Origin of the sequence: Nocardia sp. CDC159, assembly GCF_023740735.1 — a bacterium.
GTDB lineage: Bacteria > Actinomycetota > Actinomycetes > Mycobacteriales > Mycobacteriaceae > Nocardia > Nocardia pulmonis.
Genome location: NZ_JAMRXH010000011.1, coordinates 1 through 21,461, shown reverse-complemented (window position 1 = coordinate 21,461; position 21,461 = coordinate 1). Strand labels below are relative to the sequence as shown.

General features: G+C 68.7%; 16 protein-coding genes. 5 read left to right on the top strand and 11 right to left on the bottom strand.

Annotated elements, in window-relative coordinates:
• Window positions 1-113 precede the first annotated feature (113 nt).
• The 5 genes from NDR87_RS23130 to NDR87_RS23110 all read right to left on the bottom strand — a co-directional run bounded on the left by NDR87_RS23130 (window position 114) and on the right by NDR87_RS23110 (window position 9,826).
• Entirely contained in the window at window positions 114-3,383 is a 3,270-nt protein-coding gene (locus NDR87_RS23130; RefSeq protein WP_251915274.1) for an arabinosyltransferase domain-containing protein, read from the bottom strand.
• 11 nt (window positions 3,384-3,394) lie between these two features.
• On the bottom strand, window positions 3,395-5,224 hold the full coding sequence (locus NDR87_RS23125) for a DUF6541 family protein (protein WP_372494291.1): 1,830 nt from the start codon (window positions 5,222-5,224) through the stop codon (window positions 3,395-3,397).
• A gap of 179 nt (window positions 5,225-5,403) precedes the next feature.
• The gene (locus tag NDR87_RS23120) at window positions 5,404-7,374 is read right to left on the bottom strand and encodes a galactan 5-O-arabinofuranosyltransferase (protein ID WP_251915270.1); all 1,971 of its coding nucleotides are present in this window, start codon (window positions 7,372-7,374) and stop codon (window positions 5,404-5,406) included.
• Between the two features lie 236 nt (window positions 7,375-7,610).
• Window positions 7,611-8,372, bottom strand: coding sequence for a decaprenylphospho-beta-D-erythro-pentofuranosid-2-ulose 2-reductase (locus NDR87_RS23115; protein WP_251941213.1), 762 nt, complete (start codon window positions 8,370-8,372; stop codon window positions 7,611-7,613).
• A complete protein-coding gene (locus NDR87_RS23110; RefSeq protein WP_251915267.1) occupies window positions 8,372-9,826 on the bottom strand; it encodes an FAD-binding oxidoreductase in 1,455 nt (484 codons plus the stop codon). Before NDR87_RS23110 ends, NDR87_RS23115 begins: the two co-directional genes overlap by 1 nt.
• Before the next feature lie 99 nt (window positions 9,827-9,925).
• Between NDR87_RS23110 and NDR87_RS23105 the strand changes: the two genes are divergently transcribed.
• Window positions 9,926-10,381, top strand: a complete 456-nt coding sequence (locus NDR87_RS23105; RefSeq protein ID WP_308212137.1) for a GtrA family protein — start codon at window positions 9,926-9,928, stop codon at window positions 10,379-10,381.
• Here the strand turns inward: NDR87_RS23105 and NDR87_RS23100 are convergent.
• The 3 genes from NDR87_RS23100 to NDR87_RS23090 form a co-directional block, all read right to left on the bottom strand.
• On the bottom strand, window positions 10,368-10,976 hold the full coding sequence (locus tag NDR87_RS23100; protein ID WP_251915265.1) for a pyridoxamine 5'-phosphate oxidase family protein: 609 nt from the start codon (window positions 10,974-10,976) through the stop codon (window positions 10,368-10,370). The two genes, NDR87_RS23105 and NDR87_RS23100, sit on opposite strands and share 14 nt — an antisense overlap.
• A gap of 322 nt (window positions 10,977-11,298) precedes the next feature.
• The gene (locus NDR87_RS23095; protein WP_251915263.1) at window positions 11,299-13,482 is read right to left on the bottom strand and encodes a molybdopterin-dependent oxidoreductase; all 2,184 of its coding nucleotides are present in this window, start codon (window positions 13,480-13,482) and stop codon (window positions 11,299-11,301) included.
• Window positions 13,483-14,128: 646 nt separating this feature from the next.
• The gene (locus NDR87_RS23090) at window positions 14,129-14,623 is read right to left on the bottom strand and encodes a hypothetical protein (RefSeq protein ID WP_286013954.1); all 495 of its coding nucleotides are present in this window, start codon (window positions 14,621-14,623) and stop codon (window positions 14,129-14,131) included.
• 301 nt (window positions 14,624-14,924) lie between these two features.
• Here NDR87_RS23090 and NDR87_RS23085 point away from each other — a divergent pair, with 301 nt between their 5' ends.
• Together NDR87_RS23085 and NDR87_RS23080 are read left to right on the top strand one after the other, a co-directional pair.
• Window positions 14,925-15,494 (top strand): DUF4282 domain-containing protein, encoded by a 570-nt coding sequence (locus tag NDR87_RS23085; protein WP_251915260.1) that lies wholly within the window; start codon window positions 14,925-14,927, stop codon window positions 15,492-15,494.
• Window positions 15,495-15,672: 178 nt separating this feature from the next.
• Window positions 15,673-16,545 (top strand): helix-turn-helix transcriptional regulator, encoded by an 873-nt coding sequence (locus NDR87_RS23080; RefSeq protein ID WP_251915258.1) that lies wholly within the window; start codon window positions 15,673-15,675, stop codon window positions 16,543-16,545.
• On the opposite strand, the gene NDR87_RS23075 is transcribed toward NDR87_RS23080, so the two are convergent.
• Entirely contained in the window at window positions 16,546-16,974 is a 429-nt protein-coding gene (locus NDR87_RS23075; RefSeq protein ID WP_372494268.1) for a MarR family winged helix-turn-helix transcriptional regulator, read from the bottom strand.
• Window positions 16,975-17,060: 86 nt separating this feature from the next.
• Between NDR87_RS23075 and NDR87_RS23070 the strand changes: the two genes are divergently transcribed.
• Window positions 17,061-18,524: an MFS transporter gene (locus tag NDR87_RS23070; protein WP_372494267.1), complete on the top strand. Its 1,464-nt coding sequence runs from the start codon at window positions 17,061-17,063 to the stop codon at window positions 18,522-18,524.
• 55 nt (window positions 18,525-18,579) lie between these two features.
• On the opposite strand, the gene NDR87_RS23065 is transcribed toward NDR87_RS23070, so the two are convergent.
• Together NDR87_RS23065 and rfbA are read right to left on the bottom strand one after the other, a co-directional pair.
• A complete protein-coding gene (locus tag NDR87_RS23065) occupies window positions 18,580-19,143 on the bottom strand; it encodes a dTDP-4-dehydrorhamnose 3,5-epimerase family protein (RefSeq protein WP_251915654.1) in 564 nt (187 codons plus the stop codon).
• A 2-nt stretch (window positions 19,144-19,145) separates the two neighbouring features.
• Window positions 19,146-20,018, bottom strand: a complete 873-nt coding sequence (rfbA, locus tag NDR87_RS23060) for a glucose-1-phosphate thymidylyltransferase RfbA (protein ID WP_251915253.1) — start codon at window positions 20,016-20,018, stop codon at window positions 19,146-19,148.
• Between the two features lie 213 nt (window positions 20,019-20,231).
• Between rfbA and NDR87_RS23055 the strand changes: the two genes are divergently transcribed.
• Window positions 20,232-21,242: an alpha/beta hydrolase gene (locus tag NDR87_RS23055; protein ID WP_251915252.1), complete on the top strand. Its 1,011-nt coding sequence runs from the start codon at window positions 20,232-20,234 to the stop codon at window positions 21,240-21,242.
• The last annotated feature ends 219 nt before the right edge of the window (window positions 21,243-21,461 follow it).

Below are 21,461 nucleotides of genomic sequence, written 5' to 3'. Positions count from 1 at the left end.
GGTTCGCGGCCTCCATGTCTCGCCGTTCAGCGGTCGAGACTCGCGCTTCGCGCATGCGCTTCGACCGCTGAACGGCGAGACGGCCGCGAACGGTCGTTGGCCGCGTGTTCTTGTCAGCGAGCCTTGATGGGGACGTCCTTGGCCCAACCCCAGTGATTCTCGGTGGAGACCCCGATGGTGGCCGGTGTTGCTTCCCGGACGTACGGGGTGAACTTCTCCAGAGAGCCCCAGTCGCGGTTCCAGTCGCCGTCGAGGTAGCCGGGGATGGTGCGGGACTCGAGCAGTAGGCCGGTCCAGCCGAGCGGGCCGCCGCCGATATCGTCCTGCCAGGCGTTGGAGGCGTCGGAGCCGACGCGGTCGGGCAGGATGCGCCAGGCGGGGACCTCGGCCACGCCGTCGGCGTGGTCGAACGGGCGCTGGCAGGGGAAGGCGAGGCCGACGTGCCAGTCCTCGAGGACCGGCGCGGTGTGGCCCACGACCGAATTCAGGGTGGCCAGCTTGGGCAGGCGGGGCGGGGTGACGGCCAGCCACTGCCGCGGGGTGAGGTCGTTGGCGACGGCCACGATGCGAATGGCATTGGTGCGGTCCGGGATTCGGTCCAGCGGCACCCGCATATTGCGCCACGACGGCGCGCCACCGATATCCAGCGGCACGAACGAGCCCAACTCCTCGACGCCGCCGTCCGCGCCGCGATGGGCGAATTCGACGCGCAGGTCCTGGCCGTAGTGGACCACGCCGTCCGGATCGATCGACTTGATCCGGCCCGCCGCGGTCACCACGAGCAGCCGGTGCGCCGAATCGCCCCGGGCGGCGGCCAGATCCAGCCGGTACCACTGCGAGGTCAGGCGGGCCTGCTGCTTGTCCTTGTTCGTATAGCTGCCCAGCACGGGAGTGCGGGCGGGATCGAGGCCGAACGGCAGCGCGACGGTGCTGCCGTTGATGCCGGGTTCGGCGGTGCTGCCGCCGCCGGTGCCCGCCTGGGTGGTGCGGGTGGTCTTGTTCTCCGAACCCGAATCGAGGGAATTGGCGCCGCCGGAGACGGTTTCCTCCGCATCGGCGGTCAGATCGCTCGCGACGCCGTTGGGGGTGAAGCCGACATTGTCGGCGGCCAGTGCGTCGGCGGCCGCGCCCGTATAGGGCTGCAGCAGCGAATCCGCCGTATTCGTCTCGACCAGAACGTCATCGGCCAGGGCGCACGAGTTCCCGCCCAGCGCCCGCAGATTCGATTTGGCGATGGAATAGGACGGGTACTGCGTGAGCGCCGCCTTCCCCAGCGAGGCCACCTCGAACAGCACCATGGCCGCGGCCGCGACGGTCAGCGGTTCGATGGCGAAGCGGTCGAACCGCCTGCGCGGCGGTGCATTTCGATACGGCTGCCGGTAGTACCGCCAGGCCGCGAACAGCAGGCACAGCACCGCCAGGCCGAGGAACAGGGTGGACAGCCCCTTACCCGCCAGCAGCGGCGCCTTGTCCCACCACGGCACCCCGTAGCTGGACACATACCACCAGCCGTTGGATCCGGTGAACGTCACCGCCAGCAGGAACAACACCGCCGCGGCGAACAGCGACCGGTTGTAGGGCGCGCGAATCCCGTTGACGCCCACCGCGATCGCGGTCAACGCGGCCAGCGATCCCGCCAGTCCGGCGTAGACGCCGAAGTGGTGGGTCCACTTGGTCGGCGTGAACATCATCAGCAGCAGCGACATGAACACGATGCCGAGAATCCGCGCCGACGGACCCCGCGAGGTGCCCGGCACCCGGCCCCCCTTGCGCAGCATCACCAGCACGCACACGCCCAGGCACAGCAGCATGCCGAGGATGCCGAACCGCCGCGCCAGCGATCCGTCGGGCGAGAGCATCAGCAGCGAATCCCAGCGCGTGCGCTCGTCGAACCACGCCACATTCGGTCCGATGATCTTGCGCACCCGGGTCGCCTCCAGCACCGAGGCCAGCGTCTGATCGGCGAAAACCACCACCAGGACCAGGGTTCCGGCCGCCATGCCGGGAGCCAGCAGCGCGCCGTAGCGCAGGATCGCCGACCAGTCGCGGCGGTTGCCCCCGGCGGAACCCAGCCGGGCGCGTTTGATGATGTGCTGCAGCACCGGGCGCGATCCGGCGATCAACGCGGCGATGCAGATCAGGCCGGTCGGCCCGGCGGCCAGTGAGAAGGCCGCGATGAGCACGCCCAGCGCGGCGGGCAGCAGCCGTCCGGTGGCGATCGACCGTTCGATGGCACACCAGGTCAGCAGCGCGCCCAGCGCGATCAGCGGTTCCGGACGCAGGCCGTTGTCGTAGGGCAGCCAGGCGACCAGGAACACCAGACCGGCCGTCCAGCGCGCGACCGCGGACCGCCGCACGCGCGCACCCAGGCGCGGCAACACCTCCCGGCTGATCACCAGCCAGCACGCGACCCCCGCCAGCAGCGCGGGCAGCCGCATCCACGGGCTCGAGTCGCTGATCCGGGTCATCCAAGCCAGCACCTCGTAGGGCCAGCCGAACGGTGCCTCGGCCACCCCGAACCAGCGGTAGTAATTGGCCATATAACCCGAGTGCCGCGACGCCCGAGCCATGTTCAGGATGTAGCCGTCGTCGGAGGTGTTCGCGCCGATGATGTGCCACAGCGCCAGCGTGCCGAGGACGACGGCATCGGTACCCGTGAAGCGCCACCAGTGCGCGGGCAGTATCCGGCGCGGCCGTCGGCGGTCGGCGGTATCGATGAAGTGCAGGCAGATCAGCGCGATGAGCGTGCACACGACCGCGCCGATGATGGCGGCCAGCTTCAGCCAGGACGGGCTGGAGGAGAACCGCGAGTCGATATCGGCACGCAGGCGGGCGTCGCCGAGCTGGGCGCGGTTCAGATCGGTGAAGACGCCGACGATCTGGGGCCGCACATCGCCGCCGACGGTCGAGGTGAACGGCGTGCCGTCCGCGCGTTGCACGCCGGTCAGTTCGGCGGTCGTCGCGGTCGCGGTGGATACCACGGTGAACGCGGCGCACCCGCCGATCTCGGCGATCGGCGCCGACAGCAGCGGAATGTCGCGCAGCAGCACCGACAGCCGTCGACCCGCGCCGGGCTCGTCGGTCACCCTGGCCACCAGGCCCTTCGACGTTGCGCCGGGGGCCTGCGCGGGGACGGTCGAAACGAGCGTGCCGGTGGGCAGGTCGCGAATCGCCGCGCACGGCAGCGACAGTCGCACCTCCAGCGGCACATAGGAGACCAGCGGCGCGTCGACGTTCACCGATTGGGGCTGTGGCCAATCCAGCGTCGCCCGATCCTGGCGCACCGGCAGCAGCGGCGTCAGGACCGCCAGCAGTATCCCGAGCACCCCCGAGACGAGGGCGATCAGGCGGACACGGGACACCGCGGAAGAGTCAGCGCGCACGATCGACGATGCTAGCTACCGCCGATGCGCATCTCGCGGACATCCCAGACCCACATGCCGTCGAGATAGCTGCCGGGGAACAGCAACCGATCGAGTGTGGCGTGCAGGACGGCCCCGTTGGTCGCGGGCGGCAGCACCACCACATCGGCCTGCCAGTAGCGCAGATCCGCCAGCGCCCGCGCGCGGGCGGCGTCGTCGACGACCGGAATCCGCCCGGTCTCCTGGGCCTGCGTCAGCAGTGCGGCCGTCGGGCGATCCTCGGGTCCGTAGCGGCCCTTCCGATCCGCCGTTGGACCGACGAAATAGCCTCCGGCCAGCGGGAATTCGAAGCCCGAGTCGATCTGCCAGCGCAGCGGCCGAGCGTCGAGCCGGGTCGGCGGCGGGGCGATCACCACCGATCCGTCGCGCACGAACCGGCGCACGGTGCCGTCGGTGAAGAAGGCCGGGGTGGGGTCGCGGGGCACCACCGGAAGCGCCGTCGGGGCCAGCGGCACCAGGGCCAGCGCCAGCGCGGCGAACCAGGTCAGCGGGCGCCACTCGGTGCGCGCACCGCGCCGGTGCGCCAGGGCGCGTTCGGTGGCCAGCGCGAGGATCGCGGCGATGGCCGGGATCGCCGCCATCGCGAAGCGGGTCTCCAGCACCGTGCCGAGCAGCGGGACGTGGTCCAGCCACCGCCACGGCAGGCTCACCCCGGTCGGCATCTTGCCCACGGTCGCCTGACCGCCCAGCGACAGCACCCCGAACACCAGGATCACCGCCGCGGCCGCGCGCACCATCCGGCCGGCGCGGGGATCGCGCCACAGCAGCGCGATCGTCACGGCCACCAGCGCCAGCAGCGGCCAGCCGAAATAGGCGTTCTGCTCGGTCGGATTGATGGCCACGTTCTGGCCGGGCGCGAAGATGCCGCCCAGCGATTCGGAGGGGAACTGCACCAGGGCCTTCAGATCGTTGCCCATCGGGCCGTGATCGATCGAGCGATAGCTCTGCGGTCCGAAGAACTGCCACCACAGCGGAATCCCGGTGAGCGCCAGGGTGATCAACGCGCCGAGCCCGACGGTGGGCGCGATCCCGCGCAGCACCCGCAGCCCGGTGCGCGGCCGATGCAGGTAGTACACGGCCGCGAACAGACCGAATGCCAGCGCGAAGATCAGCAGCGGTTCCTCGCCGAGGGCGATCTGCAGGGCCACCAGCACCCCGAGCAGCGCGGCGTCGCGGGCGCGGCGGGCGAAGGTGACGGGTTCGCCGTCGCGCACCCGGCGGGCCATCCGAATCAACAGTCCGGCGATCACCGGCAGCGCGGCCAGTAGGACGAAATTCGGATGCGCATTGGCGTGCGAGATTATCGCCGGGGCGAAGCCGCAGAACAGCCCGCCCACGGCCGCCGCGGGGCGCGAGGCCACCAGCTCGCGCGCGAACAGCCGATACCAGGCGAATCCGGTGGCGGCCAGGCCGAGGGTGAGGACCAGGACGAAGGTGACCGTCGGCCCGAACAGCAGGGTGACCGGGGTCAGCGGCACGCCCACCCCGAACATGGCCGTATTGGCCATCATGTTCACCCCGTCGGGGAAGTTCTGTAGTCGGGTGCCGAGGGGGTTCTCCAGATTGGCCACGGCGTGCGCGGTCACGGCGAAGAACCATTCCCACATGGTCTGGTCCTGGCCGCTCTTGATCAGATAGCCGTGCCCGGTGTCGCGCCACTGCCCGGACAGCACGAGCACCGACAGGCTCAGATAGGCGGCGGCGACCAGCAGGTCGGGGCGGGCTCGCAGCGGCCGCCGCGCGGTCCGCTCCGGGGTGCCGGTGCCGCGCTCCAGCAGTGCGGTCGTGCTCGTTCGTTCGATTCGATCCGTTTCCCGCCCCGGTACCACAGGTGAAACTCCTCTAGCCGACGATCAGCGGCCCACGCTACCGAACTTCGCGGGGGACCGGTCGGTCGAACGAGGAGTTATCCACAAGAAACACCACAATTCCACAGTGTTATGCACAGATCGAATGGGCTGTGCACAGGGCCACAGCGCGGCTAGCGGCGCACCACGAGGGTGAACGGGCCGATGTCGGTGACCTGGAAATGTGGATCCTCGAACAGCGTCTTGGGGAAGGCCACGGTGTAGCGGCGCACATTCGGATCGTTGGGGTAGACGTCCTCGGCCAGCCGCAGCGTGTACTCGTCGCCGCCGCGCCGGAACAGGAATGCGTCCGGCGCGCGCCACGGGCAGTGGTTCAGCGCCTCGAGCAGGTCGGTCGGGGACTTCCGTTCGCTCCAGCGCTCGATCTCGGCCGCGCGTGCGGGGAAGTCGGCGAGCGGATTGGCGTAGTGCGAGGTCAGCGCCTGGAAGCCGTAGTAGGGGTAGTAGCTCAGAAAGCTGGTGTCGGCGGTCAGCACCACCGTGGCGTCGCGGGGGCGGCCGGTCTGTGCGAGCAGGGCCTCGTCGATCGCCCGGTAGTGCGATACCGCGGAGGGATTGCGCTGATCGGCGCGCTTGCCATCGCCGTCGGTATCGGTGTACGCGGTGGTGATCTCGGTCGCCAGCACGGCCGGGATCGACTGGGTGAAGGCCAGCGCGCCGAGCACCGCCACCGCGGCGGTCACCCCGCGCATCCGGGCGGGTTCATCGAAGACCTGGTAGATCGCCCGCGCACCCTCCACGAAGCCGAACGCGCCCGCCGCGGCCAGCAGCACCTGCAGGATCGGCTCGAGCCGGAAGGCCAGCAGCGTCGTCCCGGCGGCGGTCACCGCCATCGAGGCCAGCGCCCACAGGTAGATCGCGACGACCGAGATGCTCAGCGCCTGGGCGCGCCGCGAACTGCCGACGCGCAGCACCAGCCAGACCGTGCCGAGCAGGCACAGCGCGCCGAGCAGCGGATGGGTGAAGTCGAACATCGGGAAGGGCAGGCGGGAACCCGATTCCGGCAGATAGTGCAGGGCCGAACCACCCGAGGAGCGCGGCCGGTCGCGCGCCGCCCGCAGCAGCCACGGTCCCCAGGTGATCAGGGTCAGCGCACCGGCGATCGCGCCGATCGCGATGAGCCGCACCAGAATCGGGCCCAGCAGGCCCAGCGCACCCGGCTCACCCTCGCGCGGCCGCCGGTGCACCATGTCGGCGTGGCGCCGCAGCAGCAGCGCGAGCCAGGCCAGCACTGCCATGAGCGTCACGGTGAACACCGCGACGGCGAAGAACAACGTGTAGAACATGCCCGACACCCCGACGAACAGGCCGGTCCCCACCACCGCGCCCCATCCGCGCGCGGTCGCCGAACCGCCTGCCGCGTCGAACTTTTCGAGCCACTCCGCCGGCCGATACAGCGCCCCCCAGGCCAGCACCATGGCGGGCGCGAACAGGATCACCAGCACCGCGCTGTAGGCCTCCGGCGCGGCGAAGGCCACCATCACCGCCGTGGTCGCGGCCCCCACCGCCACGGCCCAATCCGCCCGAATCAGCTTGGACCACAACACCGTCGCCAGTGTCGCCGCCATCGACAGCGACACGATCGCCCAGGGCTTGAACGCCTCCCATCCGGCCATGCCGAGCAGATTCGCCACCCGCCCGCCCAGCCAGAACCACCCCGCCGGATAGAACGCGGGCAGCTCCGCATAGGTCATATCGTGCAGCGCCGCCGAATCGGTCAGCCGCGTCAGATATTCGGTCCGAAACTCCTGATCCACCGAAATGCCGAACAGATACAGCTTCGTCGCCGCCAGCGGCATCCCGAGCGTCACCGTCACGAATCCCGAAATTCCCGCCCAGGCAAGCACTTTCGCCCCCCATGGCCACCGACGCACCCGAATCAACACCACGGAGGCAACCAGCAGCACCGCCGCCCCCACCTGCCCCACCGTGGTCAGCGCCCGGGTCACATTCGACGAATTGAACGCAGGCCACTCCACGGTCGAAAACGCATACAAACCCACCGCCCCCACCACCGCGGCAACCAAGACCGCGACCACGGCCTCCCCAACCCCACTACCCACCTGCCGCACGAATGCCCGCACGCCGCCTCCGGTTTCCTGTCGCCCGTGATCAGCCGTGCGCCAGCCTAACCGCGCCCACCCCCGATACCCGACACCCCCGCCCTGCGCCCAGTGGCGCCCCACATGCCGGGCACAGGTCGCCCCCGACTACCGCGACGGAATCGGCTTCGCCCTCGATTTCCTCGACGGTGTCGTTTCTCCTCGATTACCTCGGCGCGGCGCCCCCAGGCGCCGCGCCGAGGTCCACGCCGAAGCCCTCAGATCGGCAGCTTGCGGAAGAAAGGGCGCGGGATGTGACGCAGGATTGCCATCACCCAGCGGATGGTGCCCGGCGCCCAGACGATTTCGCGGCCCTTCTCCGAGGCCGCGACCGCGAGGGCGGCCACCTCTTCCTTGTCCACGGTGAGGGCGTTCTCCTGCACGTGGGCGGAGAGTTTGGTGCGGACCTGGCCGGGGCGGATCACCGTGACGCGCGGGCCGAAGGGGCGCAGCGCCTCGCCGAGGCCGAGGTAGAAACCGTCGAGACCGGCCTTGGTGGAACCGTAGACGAAGTTGAAGCGGCGGACGCGCTCACCGGCCACCGAGGACATGACCAGGATGCGGCCGTAGCCCTGCGCCTTCATCTTCTCGGCCAGCAGCACACCCACCGAAACCCCGGCGGTGTAGTTGATCCCGGCCATCTGCACGGCCTTGCGCTGGTTCTGCCAGAACTCCTCGCCGTCGCCGTCGATGCCGAAGGCCACGATCGCGACGTCGATATCGCCCGCGGCCCACGCCTCGTCGATCACCTTGGGATGGCTGTCGGTCTCCAGCGCGTCGAAGTCGATGACCTCGACCTTCGACGCACCCGCCGCCTCCACGTGCGCGACCGCGTCCGCGCGCAGCGGATCATTCGGCAGCGCCGCGAGAATCACCCGCGCCGGGCCCTTCTTCAGATATTCGGACACGATCGCGAGACCGATCTCCGAGGTGCCACCCAGGAGCAGAATCGCCTGCGGGTTCCCTACCGCGTTGATCACTATTGCAGCTCCAGCCTTCTCGCCATATCGGACATGAAAACGCCTGTGGGATCGACACTTCGGCGGACCTTGATCCACTCGTCGATCCGCGGGTACATCTTGTGGAAGGTCTCCGCGGTGGCCCGGGAGTCCTTGCCGGTGTAGAGCCGCCCACCGAATTCCAGAACCCGCCGGTCCAATTCGGAGACGAACTCGTTGAGCCCAGCCTTGATCGGGAAGTCCACGCAGATGTTCCAGCCCGGCATCGGGAAGCTCAGCGGGGCCTGATTACCCGGCCCGAACAGCTTGAACACGTTGAGGAACGAGTAGAACCCCGACGTCTGGATGTCCCGGATGATGCTCTTGAACTCCTCGACCGCCTCGGGCGGAACCACGAACTGGTACTGCAGGAAGCCATTCGAGCCGTAACCGCGATTCCACTCACCCAGCATGTCCAGCGGGTGGTAGAACTGCGTCAGATTCTGGACCTTCCCCCGGTAGGTGCCCGACTTGCGGTACCAGAGCTCACCGATGGGGGTGAAGGTGTACTTGTTGGCCAGGCCGTTGGGGAAGATGTCCGGCAGCGTGAAGAACGTCTTGCCATTGAACTTGAGCGGATCGGCCTGCAATTTCTTCGGCAGCTGATCCAGCTTGGCCAGATTGCCCCGGGAGATGGCCGCGCGCCCCAGCTTCGGCGGCGGGCTGATCGCGTCGAACCACGCCGAGCTGTACTCGTAACGATCCTCGGAGCCGTCGCTGTGGAAGGCGATGGTGTCGTCGAGGCTCTCGGTGACATCGCCGTCGGCGATGAAGTACGCGGTCTCGGTGGGCGTCATCTCGATCGTGGCCCGCAGGATGATGCCGGTGAGCCCGCAGCCGCCGATGGTGGCCCAGAACAGCTTGGCATTGCGCTTGGGGGTGATGTGGTGGACCGTGCCGTCGGCGGTGAGCAGATCCATCGAGCGCACGTGATTGCCGAAGCTACCGGCGCTGTGATGGTTCTTACCGTGGATATCGGAGCCGATGGCCCCGCCGACGGTGACCTGCCGGGTACCCGGCAGCACCGGCACCCACAGCCCGAACGGCAGCGCCGCCTTCATCAGCTGATCCAGGTTCACGCCCGCGTCCACATCGACCAGCCGACTGTCGCGGTCGATCTTGTGGATGTTGTTCAGCGCGGTCATGTCGACGACGAGACCACCCGCGTTCTGCGCGTTGTCACCGTAGGACCGGCCGAGTCCGCGCGCGATGACACCGCGCCGCAGATGCGGCGGCTTGGATTCGTTGTCCTCCGCCACCATGGAAACGGCTTTGACGATCAGCTCCGGATCGCTGGTCGAAAGCACTTCGGCGGAGGTTGGTGCGGTGCGACCCCATCCGGTCAGCCTGCGGGTGCGCGTCGGAAGCGCGTATACGGCGTCGCTGGCCGTATCGGCAGAACCCGCGGCGGTGGAGGTCTGAGCTTTCGTGGACATCGGCATAGAGGCTACAGGTATGGCCGAACCTTGGGCCCTTTGTCGCAAGCGTCACGCCAGGGACGGCTGTGACCCGCCGACCCGGTTAGAGTCGAGCCCGTGACCGCGGAACCCCATCTGCCCCTGCCACCCGAGCTGCCGCTGGTGGACGAGCCGGGCGGTACGGACGTCGACCTGAAGACGCAGATCGTTCGCTTCGTGCTGTCGGGCGGGTTCTCCGCGATCATCGACTTCGGCCTCTACATGCTGCTGCTCGAACTGGTGGGGCTGCCGGTCGCGGTGGCCAAGTCGATCAGCTTCATCGCGGGCACGACCACCGCGTATCTGATCAATCGCCGCTGGACCTTCCGAGCCGAGCCCAGCCGCAAGCGCTTCCTGGCCGTCGTCGCCCTCTACGCGGTCACCTTCGCGGTCCAGGTCGGTATCAATCAGATCCTGTTCTACGCCCTGCCGGACGACTGGTGGCGCAAGCCACTGGCCTTCGTCATCGCGCAGGGCACCGCCACCGTGATCAATTTCATCGTGCAGCGCGCGGTGATCTTCAAGATCCACTGATCGCGGATTTCACCCCGAAATAGTCCCCGCCCTTGGCCCGGACGCTGTCGGTTCCCCACTGCCGCGTCTCGCGTCGCGCGGGCACCAGATGCGGGATGTGCTTGCGGCAGTGGATATAGGCCTCTTCGACGTCCACCACCACCCAGCGATCGGCGACCCGCCCGCGCTCGGCCGGGGGCAGGTCGGGCACCCCGCGCCGCAGCACCGAATCCGCCACGATGCGGGCGGTGCCGTTGATGTGCAGGCCGATCAGGTCCTCGACGAAGTCGATCAGCAGGATGCCGATATGGGGGTTGTCCACGATGTTGCCCAGACTCGCCAGGACGCCATTGCCGCGATACTCGGGATAGGCGATGGTGCGCTCGTCGACGATGTGGAGGAAGCCGGGTTTGCCCGCCCGGAAGCTGGCATCGCATTCCCCGTGCCGGTCGGCGGTGGCGATGAAGGCCATGTCCATCCGCCGCACGAAGTCGATCATCCTCGGGTTCAGCCGATCCAGCACCTGGTCGGAGTAGAAGCGCTCGGCGCGGTCCCGAGTTCCGCAGCGCATCTGGAGCTCCCGCTCACCGTCGCTGCCGTATCGCGTACCGGGCATCGCGCACCCCCTCGGGATAGCCGAGATCCGCACATTATTATTCGCGTTTCGCACGGGTAAACCGGCTGGCCCGCCGCCGACGACGTTGGGGCGGCGGGCGACCGGTTCACCCGTTCGACCGAGCATGCGCCGGTGCCGCGGCCCCGACAAGGGCCTGTTTTCGGGTTGCTGACTCGATGCCGTCCGGCGCGAAGCGGTGTGCGTTCCAGTTCGGTTGGAACGCCGAGGTTTTCGCAATCGTGCGTTGTCACGATTGCGGGTTGGCCCGATCTTGTCCGAGGCGACCAGTCGGTCATCCCCCTTGCACAAGCCGACCCGTCGGTCAGGCCGGGGACAGCGTCACCGGCACACCGTTGAACACCGCATTGCCCGAGGGCACGTCGACCTGGGAATCATCGGTCAGCACATTGGCATTCACACCGGCGTGAGCGCGGGCCACCGCCTGGGTGCTGTCGGCATGACCCCAGCCGTGCGGCAGGCTGACGACGCCGGGCATGATCTCGTCGGTCGGTTCCAGCGGGACCGTGAGACTGCCCGCCGCCGATTCGATCACCGCCTGCCCGTCCAGCCCGAGCCGGGACACATCGTCGGGATGTATGTGCAGGGTGCAGGTGTTGGAGCCGCCGACCAGGGTCGAGACGTTGTGCATCCAGCTGTTGTTGGAGCGCAGCTGGCGGCGCCCGATCAGGACGATTTGCGGGGCGGCCGTGCCGAGTCCGGCGCGCAGCCGGTCGACGTCCGCGAGCAGTTGCGGCGGTGCGAGTTCCACCCGTTTCGACGCGGTGAGCAGGTTCTCGGGCAGCCGCGGGCGCAGCGGTCCCAGATCGATGCCGTGCGGATTGTCCAGCAGGACCCGCAGATTGAGCGACCCGCCGCGCCATTCGCCATAGGGGCCCAGGCGCAGCATCATATCGATGCGCTGTTCGGTGCTGTTGTCGCCCAGCAACTCCCCGCGCCGGTCCAGCAGGCCCGCCTTGTGCAGGGTTCCGGCGATGACCAGTTCGTCGACGACCGCCAGCGGATCGCGGCCCGGTTCGGATGGCTGTCCCGAGATCGCGAGCGCGAGCCGCGCCAGGATCTCCGGTTCCGAGGGCCGGTCGCCGAGCGGCAGCACCGGCCGGGAGTAGCGGGCGTAGTTGTGCACCGCGAACTGCAGCAGGGCGAAGTCGTAATGCGGCGATTGCAGGGTGCGCGGGGGCGGCAGGATGACGTCGGCGTGGCGGGTGGTCTCGTTGAGGTAGCGATCCACGCTGACCATGAACTCGAGTTCGGCCAGCGCCGCGTCCAGGCGCGCGCCGCTGGGCGCGGAGAGGACCGGATTGCCCGCGACCGTGATCAGCGCTCGCACCTGCCCCTCGCCCGGGGTGCGGATCTCCTCTGCCAGCGTCGCGATCGGGAATTCGCCCATGGCCTCGGGCAATTCGCGCACCCGGCTGGTCCAGCGGCCGGTGCGGAACGGGCGGGTACGGACGATGCCCAGGGCGGCGGGGGTGGCGAACATGGCGCCGCCGGGCCGGTCGAGATTGCCGGTGAGCACGTTGATCACATCGACCAGCCACTGGGTGAGCGTGCCGAATTCCGCGGTGCAGGTGCCGATTCGGGCATAGACGGCCGCGGTCGGCGCGGCGGCCAGGTCACGGGCCAGCCGCACGATGGTCTCGGCCGCGATGCCGGTGCGCTCGGCCACCACCTGCGGGGTGAACGGCTCGGCCGCGGCGCGGACCTCCTCGATGCCGTTCGCGTCGACGCGCACCTGGGTCAGCCCCTCCGCGAACAGCGTGTGCACGATGCCGAACAGCAGGTAGGCATCGCTGCCGGGCCGGATGAACAGGTGCTCATCGGCCAGTTTGGCCGTGCGCGTGCGGCGCGGGTCCACCACCACGAACCGCCCGCCCCGCTTGCGCAGCGCCTTCAACCGACCCGGGAAATCCGGTGCGGTGCACAGCGATCCATTGGATTCCAGCGGATTGGCGCCGAGCATCAGCAGGTAGTCGGTGCGATCGAGATCGGGCACCGCGACGGTCAGCGGATCGCCGAACATCAGCCCCGAGGCCACCTGCTTGGGCATCTGATCGGCGGTGCTGGCCGAATAGAGATTGCGGGTACTCAGCGCCCGGATCAGCACCGGCACGTACATCGCCCCCGCGATGGTGTGCGCATTCGGATTGCCCAGATACAACGCCGCCGACTGCCGCCCGTACTTCGCGACCAGCGCCGGAAACCGCTCGGCAATCAGATCGAAGGCCTCCTCCCAGGAGGCCACCCGCCAACTCTCGGTCCCCCGATCCCGAATCATCGGCTCCGTCAACCGATCCGGATCCTCATCCAACCGCCCGAGACTGGCCCCCTTGGGACATATGAACCCCCCGCTGAACGGATCCTCCCGATCCCCCCGAACCTCCACCACCCGCCCCTCGGCATCGAGCCCGATCTCCAGCCCGCAAACCGCCTCACACAGCGGGCAGGTCCGCAACACCTTCCGAGTACCGTCCGTGACCCTCGTCATACCCCACATCATTACGTGACCACCCCCAATCAGAAACAGATCCCGGCAAAAAGCACGCCGGGAACAAGTTGGACGCCCGCCGGGGACAAGTTGGACGCCCGCCGGGGACAAGTTGGACGCCCGCCGGGAACAAGTAGGACGCCGCCGGGAACAAGTAGGACGCCGCCGGGAACAAGTTGGACGCCGCGGGAACAAGTAGGACGCCCGCCGGGACAGGTGGGACGCCCGCCAGGAACGAGCAGGCTCCCGCCCGGCGTCTCTGCCTCTCCCGGGTCGCGTCCTTACCCGCCCTCGAGCGGCGTCCTACCCCGCGTTCCGTCTTCGATGGCGTGGCGCCTCCTTCTCCAGCGTGGTGCCACCCTTACGCCGCCGGCCGCTCCACGATTCCCCGCTTCCCGGCCTAGGCGCTTCACGTTCCCGCTTCCCCAGCTCCCGGCCGCTTCACTTTCCCGGCTGCCCCAGCTCCCGGCCGCTTCACTTTTCCCGGCTGCCTCAGCTCCCGGCCGCTTCGCTTTTCCCCGCTTCCCGGCCCCCAGGCCGGGAAGCGGGGACACCAACGCCCCCCGCACACGCAAAACCGCGAGAGCAGGAGGCTCTCGCGGTGATCGGCGCTATGCGTTTGTCGACTATCCGCTGGTGGGGCCGGTCAGCTGGCGATGCGGGCCAGTTGGGGCTTGCGGCCCGAGAGGGCGGCGCGGACGGCGGCGGCGATGGCGACCACCGGGGGGACCCAGCGGGCCTCGTTAGGGGCCACGCCCCAGCAGGCGGAACCCGCGGAGAGCTGGGTGGGGGGCAGCGGGATGCCGGCGCCGTCGGTGTAGACGGTGATACCGGCCTCGCGCAGTGCCGCCATGGCCATCTCGGCCTTGCGGACGCCGGTGACCAGGTGGATCTCGCGGCGCTCGGTGCCGGGGATCTCGATCACCGGGCCGGACAGGTTGTTCGCCCGCAGGAAACGACGCACAGTGCCGGCGAGCTCGCCGGTGACCTCGATACCCGCCACATCCTCGTCGGTGATGAGGCAGATGCCGTTGGCCGTTTCGGCGACCGTCCAGCCGCGCCGGATGTAGTCCTGCGCGGTAGCGGCCAAAGTCGCCGCCGGGACGGAAGTCGGAAACGTCGTACGCACTGTCTTCTCCATTCCCCGGATAGATCAGGTCCTGCTGTGTTCATGGGACTAATCGGGCCCGGCCAGCTGCGGTGTTACAGCTTCTCGAAACTTTCTTGCTCAACGTCGCATTCGTCACAAGATCGCCAATTTGATTCGTACCGGCTATTACTCACGACCGTGCGGCCCGTGCATTCTGCACGACCATCACGATTGCCGTCCCACCTGGGAACCAAATGCGTTGTCGCTGAAAGTTTCCCGATAGCCGCCCGCGGGCAGTTCCGGAAACGGCCCGGCGTTGCCGGTGCCGCGCATCCGCGAGAGGATTCCCGACATGACTGATGAGCCCGTCGGCGGCCTGCCCGACGCGGACGACTACGAGGCCGAACCGCGCTGGATAGCCTGGCGCGAGTCGGCGACCAGGCGGTTGTCCCGGCACGCTGGCACCGAGGCGGACGAGGACGCGCCCGCCGAGCCGTTCCGCAGCCCGGGCGCGTTCGGCGCGTGGGCGGTATCGGCCCTACGGGCGCTGTTCGACATCCAGTTCCGTCGCCCGGCCACCCGGACGCTGCTGCCGCTGGCCTATCTGCTCGGTCTGGCCTTCGCCTTCGGCGTCCCGATCGTCCTGATCGACGTGCTCTGGCAGTTCTCCATGGTGCTGGGCCTCGCCTTCGCCCTTCTGGTGGCGGTGCCGCTAGGGCTGACCATCGCGGCCTCGGTACGGCTGGCGCTCGAATTCCTGGTGAACGCCTCGCGGCTGGCGAGCCGGGTCGAACACATCAACGCACTCGCCGACGATCTGTTCCAGGCCCTGTCGGATGTCGCCGAACCGGTCAATCAGCTCTCCGAGGACGTCCGGGCGGTGCAGTTCTGGCGCTTTCGCAGGCGGCCCACCCGTAAGTAGGGGTGGCGCACATGCGCCATCGTCCTCGTTGCGTGGACGTCCCCGTCCGGGGCGCCATTCTGTTGTGCAACAATCCGATCGGATGTCCAGTTTGACGAATTCGGGTACGCCGTAAGGGTTTTGCCATTCGGCGGGCAGCACCGACGGTACGATCGGCGCACGGAACGCAGGGGGAAACATGGTTCTACCGCAGGGGATCACCGGCTCGACGATGCCGCGCCGCCAGCTCGGCCGCAGGCTGCGCGACCTACGCAATCGCGCCCGCATGACCACGCGGGTGGCGGCCCAGCGCCTAGAGTGGTCGGAGGCCAAGATCTGGCGCATCGAGACCGGCCAGACGTCGTTGCGCGGCCTGGATGTCGAGGCGATGTGCAAGATCTACGGCGCGCCCGCCGAACTCGTCGCGCCGCTCACCGCGCTGGCCCGCGAGACGAAGGCCCGCGGCTGGTGGACCGAATACGGTGACGTGATCGCCGAGGGCTTCGAGGTCTACGTCGGCCTGGAGGAGGCGGCGCATCGGCTCTCGACCTACGAGAACGAACTGGTGCCGGGCCTGCTGCAGACCGAGGCCTACACCCGCGCCGTACTCGCGGGGGCGCGACCGGACATGTCGAGCACCGAGGCCGATCGCCGGGTCGCGGTCCGCGCGGCCCGCCAGGCGCTGCTGACCCGCGCCGAGGAGCCCGTGCGACTGGACGCGGTGATCACCGCCTCCATGTTGCGCCGTCGCATCGGCGGCAGCGACGTCGCCCGCGGTCAGCTCGAGCATTTGCTGGCCATGTGCGACCGGCCCAATATCGAAATCCGGTTGGTGCCCGATGATTCCGGTTATCACGACGGCCTGGAGTCCGGCCGATTCGTCCTGGTCGAATTCGATTCCCCCGCGGGCGAACCGCCCGAGCCGCCGGTGGTGTACGTCGAAACCTTCACCGGCTCCGCCTATTTCGACAAGGAAGCCGAAATAGACCGCTATCGAGCCGCTTTCGCGAGTATCAAGGCCGTCGCCGTGGACGCGCGCGAGGCCGTCGAAACGGCCCTCGCACACGCGTGATCAGCGCTCGCCGCGCAGCGTGCGCGCCAGCACCTCCCGGTGCGTCGGCGCGGCGTCGGCGTGCGCGGCCCGCCCCTTGTCGGTGAGGCAGACGTAGATCGAGCGCCGGTCCTCGCTGCACAGACTGCGGCTGACCAGCCCCTCTCGCTCGAGCCGTGCCACCGTGCGCGACAGGGCGCTCTGACTGAGATGGCTCTCGCAGGCCAGCTCGCTCATCCGGAAGGTCTCGCACGCCGCGTCCACCAGCCGATCCAGCGTCTCGAACTCGCTGAGTCCGATGTGGTGACGCCCCTGCAGTTCCTTCTCGAGGGCGCAGGTGACGGTGGCGTGCTTGGCCATGAGATCGCGCCATTCGCTCACCAGTCCGCTCGGCGCGCCAGGCTGCTCGACCGCGGGCCGGTCGACGGACGCTGTCGACGGCTTGGGCATGCGGCCATCCTAGTGGTCCGCGCCGATTCATGCAACGGCATTAAATGCTTGCGCATTTAATGCACGCGCATGTAATGTTCCGGCCCGTGACTTCCACGGCAACACTTCAGGCCTCCGCGGCCGACACTCGGTGGCCGGCCCGACTCTGGGGCCTGCTGATCACCCTGTGCATCGTTCTGTTCCTCGACGGCCTCGACGTGTCGATGGTCGGCGTCGCACTTCCTTCCATCGGCGCCGAGCTGGGCCTGGGCACATCGACCCTGCAGTGGCTGGTGAGCGGTTACGTCCTGGGTTACGGCGGCCTGCTGCTGCTCGGCGGGCGCACGGCCGATCTGCTCGGTCGCCGCAAGGTCTTCCTGATCGCGCTGGCGGTCTTCGCGGTCGCCTCGCTGGCCGGCGGCCTGGTCAGCTCGGGCCCGCTGCTGATCCTCACCCGATTCATCAAGGGCCTGGCCGCGGCCTTCACCGCGCCGACCGGCCTGTCGATCATCACCACCAACTTCGCCGAGGGCCCGGCCCGCAACAAGGCGCTGTCCATCTACACCGTGTTCGGTGCGGGCGGCTATTCCATGGGCCTGGTGTTCGGCGGTCTGATGACCGGAATCGGCTGGCGCTGGACCTTCCTGCTGCCGGTGCCGATCGCCCTGGCGGCCCTGGCCGCCGCGGCCGTCCTGGTGCCCAGGGACAAGCCCGCCGACGAGGGCGGTCACGATCTGCTCGGCGCGCTGTTCTCCACCGCCGCCATGCTGCTGCTGGTCTACACCGTGGTCTCGGCGCCCGAGGTGGGCTGGGGTTCGGCCCGCACGGTCGGATCGTTCGCCGCGGTGCTGGCGCTGTTCGCGGCCTTCGTGGCGGTTGAGAACCGGGTGAAGCACCCGCTGATCCGGCTCGGCATCCTGCGTAAGGTCTCGCTGGTGCGGGCCAGCCTGGTGATCGTCGCGGTCGCGGGCTCCTACTTCAGCTGGCAGTTCATCGTGACCCTGTATCTGCAGGACAGCCTGGGCTGGTCACCGCTGAGGCTGGCCATGGCACTGCTGCCGGTGGGCCTGCTGGTCGCGCTGTCGTCGGTGTTCTCCGACAAGCTGGTCGACCGGTTCGGCACCGGCCCGATCATCGCCGTCACCACGGTCGTCATGAGCATCGGCTACCTGCTGTTCCTGCGCCTGAACACCGACCCGTCCTACCTCGCGATCATCCTGCCCGCGGTGCTGCTGATCGGCATCGGCTGGATTGGCTTCCCGGCCATCAACATCCAGGCCACCAACGGCATCGATGACGACGAGCAGGGCCTGGCCGCGGGCGTGCTGCAGACCTCGATGCAGGTCGGCGCGGCGATCGTGCTGGCGGTCAGCACCGCGATCGTCACCTCCGGCACGCACGGCGACACCTCACCCGCCGCGATGCTCGACACCTACAAGCCGGGCCTGCTGTTCGCGGGCGTGATCAGCATCCTCGGCGCGCTGGTGGCGCTGACCCACTTCCTGCCCAAGCGCCGCGCGTCCGCACCGGTGGCCGACGCGGATCGGGAGCCGGAGCTGGCCGCCGCCTGATCCATGAGCGCGAAAGCCGCGGTGTGCGTAGGGATTCGCACACCGCGGCTTTTCGCTATCGCAGGGCGATATCGCGCAGGCGTGGCGCCGCGGCGTCCTTCGGCGAGCGGATGAATTCCAGCGGCCGCCCGTCGCGGCCCACCGTCGGCCACTCGATGCCGATCTGCGGATCGAAGGCATCGATGTCGTGGTCGAATTCGGGGGTGTACTCGAGTGAGCAGAGGTAGACGACCGTCGAGGAGTCCTCGAGCGACAGCAGTGCGTGGCCGAGCCCTTCGGACAGGAATACCGAGCGTCGATCCACATCGTCGATGATGACGCTGTCCCACGCACCGAAGGTCGGCGAGCCCGGCCGCAGATCCACCACCACGTCCACGAACGCGCCCCGGACGCAGGTCACGTACTTCGCCTGGCCGGGCGGATCGTCGGTGTAGTGGATGCCGCGCAGCACGCCCGCGGCCGAGGTGGAGGTGTTCACCTGCAGCAACTCGAACGGACGCCCGACCGCCTTCTCGAACTCCGAGGCCTTGAACGCCTCGGCGAAGACGCCGCGTTCGTCACCGCGCAGCACCGGGGTGAACTCCCACGCGCCCGGTACCGCCAGCTCGCGAATCCGCATGCTCACCAGTCCCGTCCGCGTTCCAGTAGTCCGAGCAGATACCGGCCGTATCCGGAGCGTACCAGCGGTTCGGCCAGGCGGCACAGCTGTTCGTCGTCGATGAAACCCATCCGCCAGGCCACCTCCTCGGGCACACCGATCTTCAGGCCCTGCCGCTCCTCGATGGTGCGGACGTAATTGGCCGCGTCGAGCAGCGAGTCGAAGGTGCCGGTGTCGAGCCAGGCGGTGCCGCGGGCGAGCACTTCCACCCGCAGTCTGCCCTGTTCCAGATAGGTCCGGTTGATATCGGTGATCTCGTATTCGCCGCGCGCCGAGGGCGTCAGGCCGCGCGCGATCTCGACCACGTCGTTGTCGTAGAAGTACAGGCCGGGGATGGCGTAGTTGGACCGGGGCAGCTTGGGCTTCTCCTCGATGGAAACGGCCTTGCCGTCGGCGAATTCGATCACGCCGTAGGCGCTGGGATCCGACACCCAGTACGCGAACACCGCGCCGCCGTCGACGCCCTGGAACCGGCGCAGCCGGGTACCCAGGCCGGGGCCGTGGAAGATGTTGTCGCCCAGCACGAGTGCGGCGGAGTCGGTGCCGATGTGGTCGGCTCCCAGCACGAACGCCCGCGCCAGCCCGTCCGGTTCGGGCTGCACCACATAGCTGAGGTCCAAACCGTACTGCGAGCCGTCACCGAGCAGCCGCCGGAAGGCGTCGGCGTCCTCGGGTGTGGTGATCACCAGGATGTCCCGGATGTCGGCCAGCATCAGGGTGGACAGCGGGTAGTACACCATGGGCTTGTCGTAGACCGGGACCAGCTGTTTGCTCACCCCGCGCGTGATCGGGTGCAGCCGTGATCCGGTGCCACCGGCCAGGATGATTCCGCGCATGTCACGCAAGTCTGCCAGTTGGTCCGCGCCGCGGCTCGGCGAGGTTCCGAAACGATCACAACGGGTTTCGCGGAACTCGATTCGGCCCATAAGTATTGCGTAGGTCACAGTCGCCGTGGTCTTCTGAAATAACACCGTGTGAGATGTCAGCGCCGACATCGCCGCCGGATTCCCGGCCGCTGTTCGGTGCGCCGGGAGTGAGGTAGGTGCACGATGGTGGCGATTCCGATCGAGGACACGGTGTTCGAGCCCGATCCCGGCGTGGTGGTGAATCCGGATCGGCGCAGCCTGCACTCGCAGGCGGTGCTGCTGGCCTGCCGGGGGGTGGTGGGGCCGGTGATCCGGCGCTATCCGATATATCCGCAGACCATGCCGCTGGCCCGCCACGTGGTCGACGGCCTGGCCGCGCTGCGGCCCCGGCCGCGCGGGGTGGAGCGAGAGCAGGTGCGGCTGGGCGGATTTCGTCTGGAGATCCTCCGCCCGGCCGGTGCCGCCCGGGCGCTGCGGCACGGTGCGGTGCTCTACATGCACGGCGGCGGCTTCTTCCTGTGCGGCCTGGATTCGCATCGGCCGATCGCGGCCAGCCTGGCGCGCCGCACCGGCCTGCCGGTGGTCAATGTCGAATACCGCCAGCTGCCCAGCACTTCCATCGCCGGATCGATCGAGGACTGCCTCACCGCCTACCGCTGGCTGCTGCGGCACGGCGCCGATCCCGCGCGGATCGTCTTCGCCGGTGACTCGGCGGGCGGCTATCTCACCTTCGCCACCGCGCTGCGCGCGATCGCGGCCGGACTGCCCGCGCCCGCGGGGCTGGTCGGCCTGTCGCCGCTGCTGGATCTGGATCACAAGGCCAAGCGCGGTTACGTGAATGTCGCCCGGGATGCCTACATTCCGATGTCGGCCGTGCGCCGCATGGTCCGCTACGGCGCGGAGGTGGACGGCCGGGTCGATCCGATGCTGTCCCCGGTCAACGGCACGCTGTCCGGGTTACCGCCCGCGCTGCTCATCGTCGGCGAGGACGAATTGCTGCGCTTCGACTGCGAACTGATGGCGCGGCGGCTGACCGCCGCCGGGGTGCCGCATTCCCTGGAGCTGTGGCGCGGGCAGGTGCACGCGTTCATGAGCATCCTGCCCAGCCTCCCCGAGAGCCGGGCCGCACTGGCCCGGGTGGCCCGGTTCGTCCGCGCTCGGATCGAGCCCGAAACCGTGGCCCGCACAGCCTGATCGAAAAGCACCCCCGTCCAGCGTCGGCTGAACGGGGGTGCTGCTTGTTCGTCGCGTGAATCCGCTTGGAGCGAAGGACTTACTTCGCCGGGGGAGTGAACGGTGCGTTGATGGTGGTGAAGTACTGCACCGCGGCGGCGATGGCGACGGGCGCGGTGATGAACAACTGCCCGGCCACGACGCCGAGAGCGCCGAGGCTGGTTCCACCGACCAGACAGC